This window comes from Lampropedia hyalina DSM 16112 (genome assembly GCF_900129055.1).
Lineage (GTDB): Bacteria > Pseudomonadota > Gammaproteobacteria > Burkholderiales > Burkholderiaceae_C > Lampropedia > Lampropedia hyalina.
This window is the reverse complement of sequence record NZ_FQUZ01000013.1, coordinates 1-13,466: the sequence shown is the minus strand read 5'-3', so window position 1 is coordinate 13,466 and position 13,466 is coordinate 1. Positions and strand designations below refer to the sequence as shown.

Here is a 13,466-nt window from a genome sequence, read left to right as displayed (position 1 = left end):
ACGATGGAGATAAATGATGAAAACCAGAATTTTTCAGGCCGTGACCCTGGCTTGTGCACTGGGCATTACCGCCGTGACGGCCACCGGCTGCGCTGTGGCACGCGACCAGCAAACGGTAGGCTCCTACATCGACGATGCGGCCATCACCACCGCCGTCAAGGCCCGCCTGCTGGACAACCCCGCCACTTCGGCGATTGCCATCAATGTGGAAACGCTCAACGGCGAAGTGCAGCTCTCGGGCTTTGCCAAATCGAATGCCGAAAAAGCCCGCGCCGCTGAAATCGCTGCCGAAGTCTCGAACGTGCGCAAGGTGAAGAACAACATCGTCGTGCGTCCATAATTCTTGCCTGACCGGGGTGAATGCAAAATACCGGTCTGTGCAGACATCTCTGTCACACCGGCTTGCCATTGCCGGTGTGATTTTTTTCGCGCAGTCCGCCTGCGCAATGGCATCACCTCCCCATGCTCAGAAAGTTCTTCACGGTGTTCTCCTCTGCCGATGCAGCCACGCGCGTTCTGCAAGAAACCTTCGGCTACCCGCGCTTTCGGGGGCTGCAACAGGACATCGTGAACCATGTGATCGCCGGTGACGACGCACTGGTGCTCATGCCCACCGGGGGCGGCAAATCCCTGTGCTACCAGATTCCGGCTCTCGTGCGCCAGCAGCAAAGCGGCGGCATCACGCTGGTGATCTCGCCCCTGATCGCACTGATGCACGACCAGGTACGCGCCCTGCACGAAGTGGGCGTGGCCGCCGACTTCCTCAACTCCTCGCAGAATCTCGATGAAACCCGTGCCGTGGAGCGGCGCGTGCGCCAGGGCGATACCTGCCTGCTGTATGCCGCGCCCGAGCGGGTGAACACCGCCCGGTTTCTGGAACTGCTCGACGATCTGTACGCGCAGAACCGGCTGGCCCTGTTTGCGATTGACGAGGCGCATTGCGTCAGCCAGTGGGGCCACGACTTCCGCCCCGAATACCGCCAGCTCACGCTGCTGCACCAACGCTATCACAGCGTACCGCGCATTGCGCTGACCGCCACGGCCGATGCTCTGACCCGCGCCGACATCATCGAACGCCTGCATTTGCAGGAAGCACGGCTGTTTGTCAGCAGCTTTGACCGCCCCAACATCCGCTACCAGATCGTTGAGAAAAACGACGCTCGCAAGCAATTGCTGCAATTCATCGGCCAGGAACACGAGGGAGAGGCGGGCATCATCTATTGCCAGAGCCGCAAAAAGGTGGAAGACACCGCCGAATGGCTGTGCATGCAGGGCATCGATGCCCTGCCTTACCACGCCGGTCTGCCCGCCGCCACGCGCCAACAGCACCAGGAACGCTTTCTGCGCGAAGATGGTCTGGTCATGACCGCCACGATTGCCTTCGGCATGGGCATCGACAAGCCCGATGTGCGCTTTGTTGCCCATCTGGACTTGCCCAAGAACATCGAAGGCTATTACCAGGAAACCGGCCGCGCCGGGCGCGATGGCGAAGCCGCCGATGCGTGGATGGCCTATGGGCTGGCCGATGTCATCAACCAGCGGCGCATGATTGACGAAAGCCCGGCCAGCGAGGACTACAAGCAGGTCATGCGTGGCAAACTCGATGCCCTGCTGGCACTGGCCGAAGCTGCCGACTGCCGTCGCCAGCGACTGCTGGCCTACTTCGGCGAAGCCTCCGAGCCTTGCGGCAACTGTGACAACTGCCTGCACCCACCCAGTACCTGGGATGCCACGCAAGCCGCCCAGAAACTGCTGAGCTGCATTTACCGGGTGCAGAAAATGAGCGGCATTACTTTTGGTGCAGGCCACCTGATCGATATTCTGCGCGGCAAATCCACCGACAAGATGGCACAGTTCGGGCACGAAACGCTCAGCACCTTTGGCATCGGCAGCGACCTGAGCGAGATTCAGTGGCGCAGTGTGGTACGGCAACTGCTGGCAATGGGTGCGTTGCGCACCGACGCATCGGCATTCAACACGCTGCAAATGACCCCGCAATCACGCGACATACTGCAAGGCGCGCAAACCCTGACCCTGCGCACCCATGAACGCCCAGCCCGAACACGCCGCAGCCCGGCGAGCCGCACGGCAGAAGCCAGTCTGGCCAAAACCGCAGCCCTGGCCGATCTGGATGCCGCCAGCATCCAGCGTTTTCACGCGCTCAGAGTCTGGCGCGGCAAGGTGGCACAGCAGCACAATCTGCCCGCATTCGTCATCTTCCACGACTCCACCCTGCGCGACATTGCTCACCACAACCCGCCCACGCCCGAGGCACTGGCACAGATCAGCGGCATCGGCCAGAAAAAACTGATGGCGTATGGAGAGGAAGTCCTGCGCGTGTGCCAGCGTGCCGATGCGGAAGGTGCATAGGTTTCCTTCCTGCGCCCGTTGAACCACCATCTCGGGCCACTGCCATGCTGAAAAGGCAACGACAGAAAAACAAAAAACCCGCTGTCTCCTATGAAAACAGCGGGTTATTGGGATGTTTTGGGACAACTTGACATTGTCACTTGGTGCCGTCGGCGAGACTCGAACTCGCACAGCTTTCGCCACTACCCCCTCAAGATAGCGTGTCTACCAATTTCACCACGACGGCTTTTTATGATTCAGTTTTTTCGCTCTGAATAAAACAGCATTCTAGCGTGGATTTTCCATTTTGAAGGAAAATTCAGACAGGTTTTGCTGTTTCTGGCCCGTTTAGTGCAAAAAATCCAGCATATTTGCCATGTTCACCCCACCCATTTGCGGGCGTTGCGCCAGATGCGCATCCACGGGCTTTTCGCTTCCACGCCACCGGTGGCGGCCCAATCCGTCCAGCTCATCTGCACATTGCGGAACACGCGCTCCGGGTGCGGCATCATGGCCGTGAAGCGGCCATCGGCAGTGGTCACGCCGGTCAGGCCAGCTGCGCTGCCATTGGGGTTGAGCGGGTATTGCTCGGTGGGCTGGCCGTGGTGATCGACGTAGCGCAGTGCCGCCAGCACCTCGCCCGCATCGCCCTGACGGCCGAAGTTGGCCAAACCTTCGCCATGCGCCACCGCAATCGGCAGGCGGCTGCCCGCCATGCCTTGCAGGAACAGGCTGGGCGACTCCAGCACTTCCACCAGCGACAGCCGCGCCTCGAAGCGTTCGCTGCGGTTGGTGGTGAAGCGTGGCCAGTGCTGCGCACCGGGGATGATGGAAGCGAGTTCGGCGAACATCTGGCAGCCGTTGCACACGCCCAGCCCAAATGTGTCGGTGCGAGCGAAGAACTGCTGGAATGCGTCCGACAGGCGCGGGTTGAATGTGATGGAACGCGCCCAGCCCACGCCTGCGCCCAGCGTGTCACCGTAGCTGAAGCCGCCACAGGCCACGATGCCCTTGAAATCGGCCAGTTGTTCGCGGCCACTTTGCAGATCGCTCATGTGCACATCCACGGCATCGAAACCGGCCTCGCTGAAGGCGTAAGCCATTTCCACATGCGAGTTCACGCCCTGCTCGCGCAAGATGGCTACCTTGGGCCTGGCCTTGCCGATGAACGGTGCGGCCACGTCCTCTGCCGCATCGAACGTGAGGTGAACGTGCAGGCCGGGGTCATCGGGCAGACCGGCTGCGGCGTGTTCCTGGTCGGCGCATTCCGGGTTGTCGCGCTCACGCGCAATTTTCCAGCTCACGCTGTCCCAAACCTGGAACAGGTCGAACAGGTCGGCACTGAAGACATTCTTGGTGTCTCGCCAGATTTGCAACTGGCCTTTGCCCACGTCCAGCGGCGCGTGCTGCGGGCGGGTCTTGCCGATGAAGTGACTGCACTTGGCCAGGCCATGCTCGCGCAGAATCTGCATGATGTCGTTGCGTTCGCTGGTGCGCACTTGCAGCACCACGCCCAGCTCCTCGTTGAACAGGGCACGCAGGGTCAGCTCCTCGCGCCGTGCGCTGATTTGCTGCGCCCAGTTCTTGGCATCGCCATACTCGGCACGGCTGTCGCTGATGCCATCGCCTTCGGTAATCAGCATGTCGATGTTCAGGGCCACGCCCACCTGTCCGGCAAAGGCCATTTCGGCCACAGTCGCCAGCAAGCCACCGTCACTGCGGTCGTGGTAGGCCAGAATGCGGCCTTCACTGCGCAGCTGATTGACGGCATTGACAAGGTGGATGAGGTCTTGCGCATCGTCCAGATCGGGGGTGTCGCCACCGCCCTGCCCCAGGATCTGTGCCAGCATGGAGCCGCCCATGCGGTGCTGGCCCTTGCCCAAGTCGATCAGAATAAGCGTGCTGTCCACTTCGTTGCGGTCGAGTTGCGCAGTGAGTGTGCCGCGTACATCCGCCAGGGTGCAGAAGGCGGTGGCGATCAAGGTGACGGGTGATGTCACTTTCTTCGCCTCGCCCTCGTGCTGCCAGACGCTGCGCATCGACAGGCTGTCCTTGCCCACCGGAATGGATACGCCCAGTGCAGGGCACAGCTCCATGCCCACGGCCTGCACCGTGCGGTACAGGTCAGCGTCCTCGCCCGGCTCGCCGGTGGCCGCCATCCAGTTGGCCGATAGCTTGACCCGCCCCAGTTCGATGGGCGCGGCCAGCAGGTTGGTGATGGACTCGGCAATCGCCATGCGCCCCGATGCGGGCGCGTTGATGGCAGCAATCGGGCTGCGCTCGCCCATGCTCATGGCCTCGCCTGCCAGCCCCTGGTAGTCGGCCAGCGTCACCGCCACGTCCGCCACCGGAACCTGCCACGGCCCCACCATCTGGTCACGGTGCGTCAGCCCGCCCACGGCGCGGTCGCCAATCGTAATCAGAAAACGCTTGCTGGCCACAGTCGGGTGGCTCAAAACTTGGATGATGCTTTGCTGCAAATCCACACCGTCCACGTCCAGCGGCGGCACCTCGCGCTGCACGGTCTGTACGTCGCGGTGCATTTTGGGCGGCTTGCCCAGCAGCACGTTCATGGGCATATCGACGGGTTGGGGAGCCTGCGGGTTCTGACCGTCCACCAGTTCGAGGTGGCGTTCTTCGGTGGCCACCCCAATGACGGCGAACGGGCAACGCTCGCGCTCGCACAAGGTCTGGAAATTCTCCAGCGACTCGGGCACAATCGCCAGCACATAGCGTTCCTGGCTTTCGTTGCTCCAGATTTCCCTGGGCGACAGGCCGGATTCCTCCAGCGGCACTTTGCGCAGATCGAAGCGCGCACCCCGGCCTGCATCGTTGGTCAGTTCCGGGAAGGCGTTGGAGAGACCGCCCGCGCCCACATCGTGGATGGCCAGAATCGGGTTTGCAGTGCCTTGCTGCCAGCACTGGTTGATGACCTCCTGCGCCCGGCGTTCGATTTCCGGGTTGCCGCGCTGCACCGAATCAAAGTCCAGATTGGCCGCATTCGTGCCGGTGGCCAGCGAGGAAGCCGCGCCACCGCCCATGCCGATGCGCATGCCGGGGCCGCCCAGTTGAATCAGCAACGTACCTGCCGGAAATTCGATCTTCTGCGTCTGCGTGGCATCGATCTGCCCCAGACCGCCCGCAATCATGATGGGCTTGTGGAAACCGCGCTGCACCCCGGCCACTTCCTGCTCGTACTCGCGGAAATAGCCGATCAGGTTGGGACGGCCAAACTCGTTGTTGAAAGCCGCGCCGCCCAGAGGCCCCTCGATCATGATTTGCAACGGACTGGCAATGTGTTCGGGCTTGCCGCCGATCTGGTCGGAAAGACCATCCCACAGCCTGGAAACGGTGAAGCCCGTCAGCCCGGCCTTGGGTTTGGAGCCGCGCCCGGTCGCACCTTCGTCACGGATTTCTCCGCCCGCGCCCGTCGATGCACCGGGGAACGGCGAAATGGCCGTGGGGTGGTTGTGCGTTTCCACCTTCATCAGAATATGGTGCAGGGCCTCGTCACGGCTGTAATGGCGCGGATTTTGGGTGGCCGTGGCACGCGCCGCAAAGCGTTCGATGCGGTGGCCTTCCATGACCGAGGCGTTGTCGGAATATGCCACCACCGTGTGCTCGGGGCGCAACTGGTGGGTGTTGCGAATCATCGCAAACAGGCTCTTGTCCTGCCTGGCTCCGTCGATGGTGAAATCGGCATTGAAAATCTTGTGGCGGCAGTGTTCGCTGTTGGCCTGCGCGAACATCATCAGCTCCACATCGGTAGGGTTGCGCTGCAACTGCGTGAATGCCTGCACCAGATAGTCGATTTCGTCATCGGCCAGTGCCAGCCCCCAGGCGCGGTTGCTCGCTTCCAGCGCGGCACGGCCACCGCCGAGGACATCCACGGTCTCGATGGGCGCGGCAAGCAGGGCATCGAACAAGGCCTGCACCTGCTCGCGGCTGGCCAGCGCGGACTCGGTCATGCGGTCGTGCAGCAGCGCGGCAAGCTGTTGCCATTGCGCAGCATCCAAAGTGTCGGTCTTGCCGAACAGGCCCTTCTTCAGGTGGATGCGATACTCCACGGCGCGCTCGATGCGCCGCACCGCCAATGCGCAGTTATGGGCAATATCGGTGGCCTTGGAAGCCCAGGGACTCACCGTGCCCACGCGCGGCGTGACCAGCACCACGGCAGCCGCATCCTGCGCATTGGCAGCAAACGGCTCGCCATAGTCCAGCAGCCTGGCCAATTGTGCAGACAATGCGGCATCGGGAGCCGATTCGGTCGCCACCAGGTGCAGGTAGCGGGCGGCAACGCCTTCGATCTTCGGGTGAACGGCCTGCAACAGCGGCAGGAGCTTTTGCGCACGGAACGCACTGAGGGCGTTGCCGCCCTCCAGCAAGGTGATGGTAAGAGACACAGACAGTCCAGAAAATGGCAGCCGGGAAAACCATGCCCCGGCACACGACAGCATCGGCGACGGCAGGCAACGGCATGGTGGATAAAACCGTCATTTTAGCTGTAAGCAGTAGGCTGTAAGGAGGGTGTGATCGTTCCTGCGCTCCCGCGCTGGAACGCCTCCCCGCCGCTCCAGCGGCATGCCATGGACGCTGGAGCGTCCCGATACCCCGTTCCCACGCAGGAGCGCAGGAACGATCAATAAAAAGGTTATTCCCGCCCTACCGGGGCTGCGCTACACAACACACTACCAGCACTGGCCTACCGTCACACCAGATTGTTGATTGACAATTTGTCTCTCACCAGTATGCGTCAGCCGGTAATCGCCGCATTTATCCCCCGTTTGGGCATTCTGGCGGGTGGCTTGCAGGGTGTAACTTCTGCCATCGCGCAAATCTTTTCCATCGCCATCCTTGGCAAAATCAATCCTGTACCCACCAGATTCCACGGTCGTGGGTGCTCCATTCAAACTGCTTGGATACAACCCTGTGGAAACAGACGACCGCTCCATCCACTGGGAGACTTTCAGCAAGGCCGTGCGTGCCTCGGCACGGCGGCCCTTGCGCACATACTCGGTGTAGTTGGGGAAAGCAATCGCCGCCAGAATGCCGATGATCGCCACCACAATCATGATCTCGATCAGCGTGAAGCCACGCTGGCGTTTTCCGGTTGTTGATAAAGTGCAATACATCATCAATTCACCTGCCGCCAGTTGGGTTTCAAGCCAATCATGCCAGGAGCTGCGAAATCTTCGCCCTTCTCCACACCCGGTGGGGTAACGGATTTCAAGCCGCCATCTCCCGTGCTGAGGAATACGGACAAGCCCTGTGACGGGTCTTCACCAAAACCAAAATAATCCGTGCTGTTGCTCTTGTAGGACTTGCCGGAAATGGCATTGAACAGCCCGACATAATCTTCCCGCTCGCTGTACACCGCTTCGCAGGTTTCGATCAGGTCGGTGGTGCCTCCTGCTCCCCCTTCGGCAGGAACCATGAACCGGACACGGAACAACTCACCCGACACCCATTCGATATTGCCAAGTACCCGAGACTTGTTCACCGGCAGGTTCAAAGCCCAGCCTTTTTTGAAGGTAGAAGAACCGGAAGATTGGTTGAAGTAAGGCACCTCACCTGTGACCTTCCATGCTGCCACCCGTTCGCCATCATCGTTTTCCTCGGTCGTCCGGGTCAGGCTCATGGTCTGTAGTTCCGTGTGCTTGATGGGATATTCACTGGTTTGATAGGCCCGCTCTGCATCATCCTTTTCCGGTGTCGTCCATGACACCGTGCCACTGGTAGATACCGTCCAGCCCGTACGGTCGTGAATGCCATACAAAGTCTGCTGGTAGTTGGTGGTGCGGTCATCATTGGTCAGGTTCTGGCCCGTGCCAAAGGTGAGTATCAGCCCCGGTGCTGAAGTGTGCCGGATGAATGCCGGAGCCGTGGTAATGGGCTGTGCCTGGTTGAGCGTGTCCTTGGCCGTGAACAACGGCTTCCCGCTGAATGCCACTTTGTAATCGTTGGAGCAAGCATTGCCTTCCTTGGCCTTGCCACTGCCATCCAGTGCGCAAGTCAGGTCAAACTTCCAGAGATTGCCGCTCAAATCCCCGGCATAGGCGACATCGGGAATGCCATCACCCGAAAGGTCGATCAGGCGTGGTGCGGAAAGGCCATTACCCACAGCCTTGCTGGATGGCGTAGCCGTGAGTTTTTTCAGTGTGCCATCCAGATACTGAATGAGCAACACTGAATTTTGGTTGGTACTGTTATAGCCATTGCCAGTGACAAAAGCCCAGCGGCCATCGTTCAACTGGGTCAATTGTGTGGCTCGGGTGGGACTGGCCTGGTCGGCAGTAGGCTCACCGAAAATATAGCCAATATCGGCATCGGCAGTACCGGTTACATCCAACTTCACATCAGAGGCAGAAAAACTGGCCGGATTGGTGACATCGAGAATGAAATAGCCCTTGCCACCTGCACCCAGCGTACCGACCAGATAATCTTTCCAATCAGCCCCAATCTTGACCTCCGAGACAAAAGGCGAACCATCCACATAATATTGGTGAACGTAATCGGTTTTCGTCAATTCCGGCAACTTTGCGTAAAGCCCTTGGGGAATATAGGCAAACGCCTCCACACCGTTACTGGCATTGAAGGCATGGAGCATGCCATCGTTGGCTCCAACATAGACGATTTTTCGCGTCTGCTTACTCAGGTCTTTTTCCTTGCCTGTTTTGCTCAGATAAGCAGCATCACCATTGTGGTACCAGGCCTTTGAATTGACTATATCTCCATGAATGGAATTGCGCTGGCGATAATTGGTGACCTTTTTACCCTTGATAAAATCAATTCTCTCCACGCCCAATGTTTGATTGTTGTTGGATATTAAGGTTTTTTGTATGGAGCTCAAATTACCCCAGCCGAATACAATTCCATCATCTCCATTATGAGAAAAAACTTTTCTGATTTGATGGTAATTTGAAATAGCGTCCATTTTTTTCGCACTATCCCAGACAGGCTCTTTGGATACATTGCCGGTTTCTGCCTCCACGGCATAGGCCGTGACCGATCCAGTCCAGTTGGAAGGTTCGTAGCTGCTGACAAACATATTGGAATCGCGCCGCAGCGTGCTGGCTGTCAGCGTGACTGATGTCATTGGCAAGGTATTTTCAGCAATGATCTGGTTCAAGATGGTTTTGAACGTGGCTACAAGGTCTTCTGCCTTGGATACAGGTACAAAAGTACCCCGGCTATTGATGGCGGCATGCCAGAGCTCTGCGCGCCTACCAACCCCATCATGACCACCACTGGTGCTTATGGAAAGCTCAGGGTCTCCCCATTTTTTATCACCAGCCGTTGTTGAGCTACCTAGCAAGAGATTTTTATAATCACCACCTGTCCATGTGTCAGAACCAAAATCGGGCTTACTGATTGAAGCCCCAGGGCCAAAACCTACCGTGAACATGGTCATATGTGGCCATGTTGCAGGGTTGTTTCTTGGGTTCCAGTACTCCTGCAAAGACAATGTTTTGCCAGATACAGTAATCGTCTCTGATCCACTGTGTCTGATTTGTGGTTTCAGGGTGAATTTCCCACCATTGGCCGCCGCAATTTGAGGCTGAAGGTCTGTAGCCCAATAATGAAATGCCAAATCCGAAAGGGTTGGATAGCTTGTAAATGTTAGCACTCGCTCTGTGCAGGTCCATCTATATTCGGTTTTACGATTCCTTCCAGAACCCGTTGTTCTGCTTTCCTCATTGCACTGATAAATGGATCCATAAATATCCTCTTGGTCTTCATAGGCACGGGACGTGGTTGGTTTACTGATGCGATTGGTAGCCCATGTAGATATTGGAGTAGAAGCACCACTGAATGATACAGTAGCACTGGTTTTACCATATTTGTCGCTGTATATTCTTGCCTGATCGGATGAATAATTATATGACTTCCCATCTGGGAAGGTTTGATTTTTTCCATCGGCATTCCCTATAGATTCCAGGTCTGCAAGACTGGCGACTTGCCTTAACCAGCTTGGACCATATTTATTTAAGTTAGAGCCATTGTCCATATCTGGAAAATTCCATGAACCGTCTGTCAAGAATACATTGTATGATCGACGGCACCCAAGATATTGCTGTGTTTGACCGACTGGAATACTTCCATTTGGGTATGTAGCCCAGGGAGCAGTATTATTTTTCAAGTATTCACCAGCGCGATATAACATGCGATGAGCAGGCGTTCCTCCTTCTGCCTTCAGGTCATTAATCCATTGTAAAAAATCATCCCGAACCGCTTTATCAAGAATTTTTATGGTCGGCGAGGATCCTGGAAAAGTACCATTGCTATTTTTCGCATTCATACTCATCCAGCCCAGGCGGATACTGTTATTCGGTACATTTTCAGCTTTAAAAGTCTCATTCAATGCATCCTGCAAGACTTTCATTCTGGTTTTATTGCCTACATCTTTAGTTGCCATACTCCCCGAATCATCCACCGAAATAATCACATTGGGCGCAGGTGGCTTATGGGTGTTGGTGGCTGGTGCGTAGCTGAGGTTCAGTTCATCGGCATGGCCGGGAGTCATGGCAGCGGCAATCGCTACGCAAATAATTCCTGGGGAAAAAGGAATGGACTGGATGTATTTCATGGCAAATGTTCCTGTATTTTTCCGGTGATTCGGGAATCTGCGCAATCGAACGCAGGTGCAGAGACCCTGCCATTCATTGGGCTGTTTTCTGTTCCTGCCTGACATGAATGCTTTGCAAGACCACCCGCGTGCCTGGTTTTCGACCTTCGGCATAGGCGGTAATGCGGTAAACAATGCCGGGGGTGTTGCCGATATATCCGCCGCGCGGTGCAAAGCGGCTGGCAGCTTCATGCGCCAGATTGGCCTGGTAAACCAAAGGCTCCACCCAGTACCATGCACGGTCGCTCAACAGGGGGTTGGCAGAGCTTCCCGATTCTGCGCCGGTGTATTGGCCATAGCTGGCAGCAGTTTTCTTCATCTCGTCCAGCAGTGTGGCGTTGCTCCAGAACGGGTTCAGAACTGGTTTTTCTGGATCGGCAGGGGCGGGGTCATCAATGCGGGTGATACCGCCCACGCAGATGGCCGCCAGACAACCGACTTCGTTACCCCGCACCTTGCTGCTGAACTTGAAATCAGCCAACAAGCCTTCCAGCACCATCAGGTCGCCACCGTCATCATCATCCAGGCTGTAGCTGGAAGGGAAATAGGCTCTTTTATCTTCATTCGCCCCTTTGCTGACAAAGTTGGCAGGCAATGCTTTGGGGCGGCACGATGGCAACGCATTCGGTTCACCGCAACGCGCAATGGCAGTGCCATCGGTGCGGGTTTCCATGATGTCCAGTTCGGCATCGCGCAGCATGGCCTGAGCGGCCTCGAAGGCGCGCTGGTAGTCGGCTTCATTGCCGGTGACAATTTCGTTGAAGAAGGAACTGCGCGATGCCCAGATGACCAGCAGGCTGGTGATGAGCACAACAATCATGACGATGAACAGCACAATGCCTTGCTGTGCCGGTGCGAATGTGCATGGCCTGCAAGGGCTGAAGGCTGGCTGGCAACGGGTGGGGTCGGTGGCGGGCATGGTCTGCATGGGCGCGGTTTTTTATGGAAGGTCAGAAGGCAGTGACGCGAACGCTGTACACGTTGCGGAAGACACGCCGCAGGTTTTCGCCAATTTCCTTTTCTTCCCCCTGGCAGTTGGTGTACTTGGTGTCGGTTTTCGGCAATTTTTCGCTGCCTGTCAGTTCAAGGCAGATTTCAATGGCGGCCACGCCCCGGGTGGCCGTGAGTGGGCGGGGGGCTTCTTGCCGTTGGAAGCTGTAGTTGCCTACTGCGTCAATCTCGTAATTGCGGTACCAGACCTGAAAGTCGGTGACGTTTTCGATGATTGCTTGTGCTTCGTTCTTGACACTGCTGTTGCACCGTAAATTACCATCTGCCTTAGTGAGGCTGAAGATGGTGGTATACGCTGTGGCAGTAACTTCCGCCCCCTTGCAGTCGCGTACTCCTGCAATCGGGGTTTGTGTGCCAATGGTGAAGGTATCGGGCTTGGAGCCAGTGCCGTTGCTTCCACCAAAGCGTGTGAATCCCGTCGGATAGTCGGTGAAGGTGAAGGCTGTGGTGCTGTTCAATGCCGGTTGCAGTTCGTAGGAACCGGTTTGCCGGATGTGGTTGCCCATGATTTGCAGGGCATAGGCGGCCTGTTGCTGGAGCTGGGCAACTTCGCTGATGGTGCTGCTGGTGGCGCGGGTGAGCATGAGGGTGCCCAGCGCAACCCCGGTGATGATGAGGCCGATGAACATGCCCACCAGCAATTCCAGCAGGGTGAAACCACCCTGGGCACTGCGATGGCCACCGGATGCAGGCACGGGCTTTGCGGCGTTGTGGATAGTCAGGCAAGCGGTCATGGCTGAATGTAGAGAAGGTGGCAAATATGCTCATCGGGGCAAGCCACAGCATTGGCCCCACTTCCGGTTGTCACCTTTTCAGGCGTTCCAAATGCAGATACCGCCCTCTGCTGCAAAGGCCAGGCCAGCATGACACCGAGTTGCCGCCGGTTGCCAACGGCTTCGTCCGCAGAGAGAAAGGTACGGGCCTGCCCACCAGGGATGAGCTGAGATATCTGGCTGAACCACTGATTTGCATCCCACTGGGCCAGTTGGGTGGCAGTGCAACTGTTGGTGTCGCAGCCTGAGGATGGTGCAGACGGCACGGCTGCCCAAGCTGTATTCGTGTAGTCGCTCAGGCGGTCGAAGCCACCGGGGTTGCTTTTGATGCGCTCTGCCAGGTCTTCGATGATGCGCACTGAAGTTGAAGTTCCCCCACATTACCGGAGGGTATAGAACACTGGATCGGCCATTTCTGGCGTTGGTTTGGAAACAGATTTCTTGCTGCCTTTCCTCCTTTTTTCAAACTCTACAGGCGACAGGTAACCGATGCCTGAATGCAGCCGGTGCGGGTTGTACCAGCCCTCGATCCAGCTAAAGATGTCGCGCTTGGCTCCTGCCTTTGTTGGCCAACTTCTCCTGTCAATCAACTCACATTCCAGACTCGCAAAAAAGCTCTCAGCCATGGCGTTGTCGTAGGCATCACCCACCGTCCCCATGGAGGGCGTTACCTTCATTTCTTTGCAACGCTGGCCAAACGCCAAGCT

9 protein-coding genes and 1 tRNA gene are annotated in these 13,466 nt (G+C 57.5%); 2 read left to right on the top strand and 8 right to left on the bottom strand.

The genetic code is table 11. The annotated features are described in order from the left end of the window. Positions 1 to 16: 16 nt before the first annotated feature. Positions 17 to 340 carry a BON domain-containing protein gene (locus tag BUE21_RS06735; protein WP_073355985.1) on the top strand — a complete coding sequence of 108 codons (324 nt, stop codon included), beginning with the start codon at positions 17 to 19 and terminating at the stop codon, positions 338 to 340. 122 nt (positions 341 to 462) lie between these two features. Beyond that, positions 463 to 2,370, top strand: a complete 1,908-nt coding sequence (gene recQ, locus BUE21_RS06730; protein WP_073355929.1) for a DNA helicase RecQ — start codon at positions 463 to 465, stop codon at positions 2,368 to 2,370. A 141-nt stretch (positions 2,371 to 2,511) separates the two neighbouring features. On the opposite strand, the gene BUE21_RS06725 is transcribed toward recQ, so the two are convergent. From BUE21_RS06725 to BUE21_RS06690, 8 genes are all read right to left on the bottom strand, one after another. Then, positions 2,512 to 2,596, bottom strand: a tRNA-Leu gene (locus BUE21_RS06725). A gap of 133 nt (positions 2,597 to 2,729) precedes the next feature. Next, positions 2,730 to 6,752, bottom strand: coding sequence for a phosphoribosylformylglycinamidine synthase (gene purL / locus BUE21_RS06720; protein ID WP_073355984.1), 4,023 nt, complete (start codon positions 6,750 to 6,752; stop codon positions 2,730 to 2,732). Positions 6,753 to 7,037: 285 nt separating this feature from the next. After that, positions 7,038 to 7,484, bottom strand: a complete 447-nt coding sequence (locus BUE21_RS06715; RefSeq protein WP_327068578.1) for a type IV pilin protein — start codon at positions 7,482 to 7,484, stop codon at positions 7,038 to 7,040. Then, positions 7,484 to 10,936: a PilC/PilY family type IV pilus protein gene (locus BUE21_RS14180; protein WP_159435819.1), complete on the bottom strand. Its 3,453-nt coding sequence runs from the start codon at positions 10,934 to 10,936 to the stop codon at positions 7,484 to 7,486. Before BUE21_RS14180 ends, BUE21_RS06715 begins: the two co-directional genes overlap by 1 nt. 73 nt (positions 10,937 to 11,009) lie before the next feature. Then, positions 11,010 to 11,903: a pilus assembly PilX family protein gene (locus BUE21_RS14685; RefSeq protein ID WP_073355926.1), complete on the bottom strand. Its 894-nt coding sequence runs from the start codon at positions 11,901 to 11,903 to the stop codon at positions 11,010 to 11,012. Between the two features lie 22 nt (positions 11,904 to 11,925). Next, a complete protein-coding gene (locus BUE21_RS06700) occupies positions 11,926 to 12,720 on the bottom strand; it encodes a PulJ/GspJ family protein (RefSeq protein ID WP_073355925.1) in 795 nt (264 codons plus the stop codon). Further along, a complete protein-coding gene (locus tag BUE21_RS15180; protein ID WP_073355924.1) occupies positions 12,717 to 13,118 on the bottom strand; it encodes a PilV family protein in 402 nt (133 codons plus the stop codon). Before BUE21_RS15180 ends, BUE21_RS06700 begins: the two co-directional genes overlap by 4 nt. Positions 13,119 to 13,139: 21 nt before the next feature. Continuing rightward, positions 13,140 to 13,466, bottom strand: a 327-nt coding sequence (locus tag BUE21_RS06690; protein WP_234971076.1) for an integrase core domain-containing protein, incomplete at its 5' end; no start/stop codon positions are given.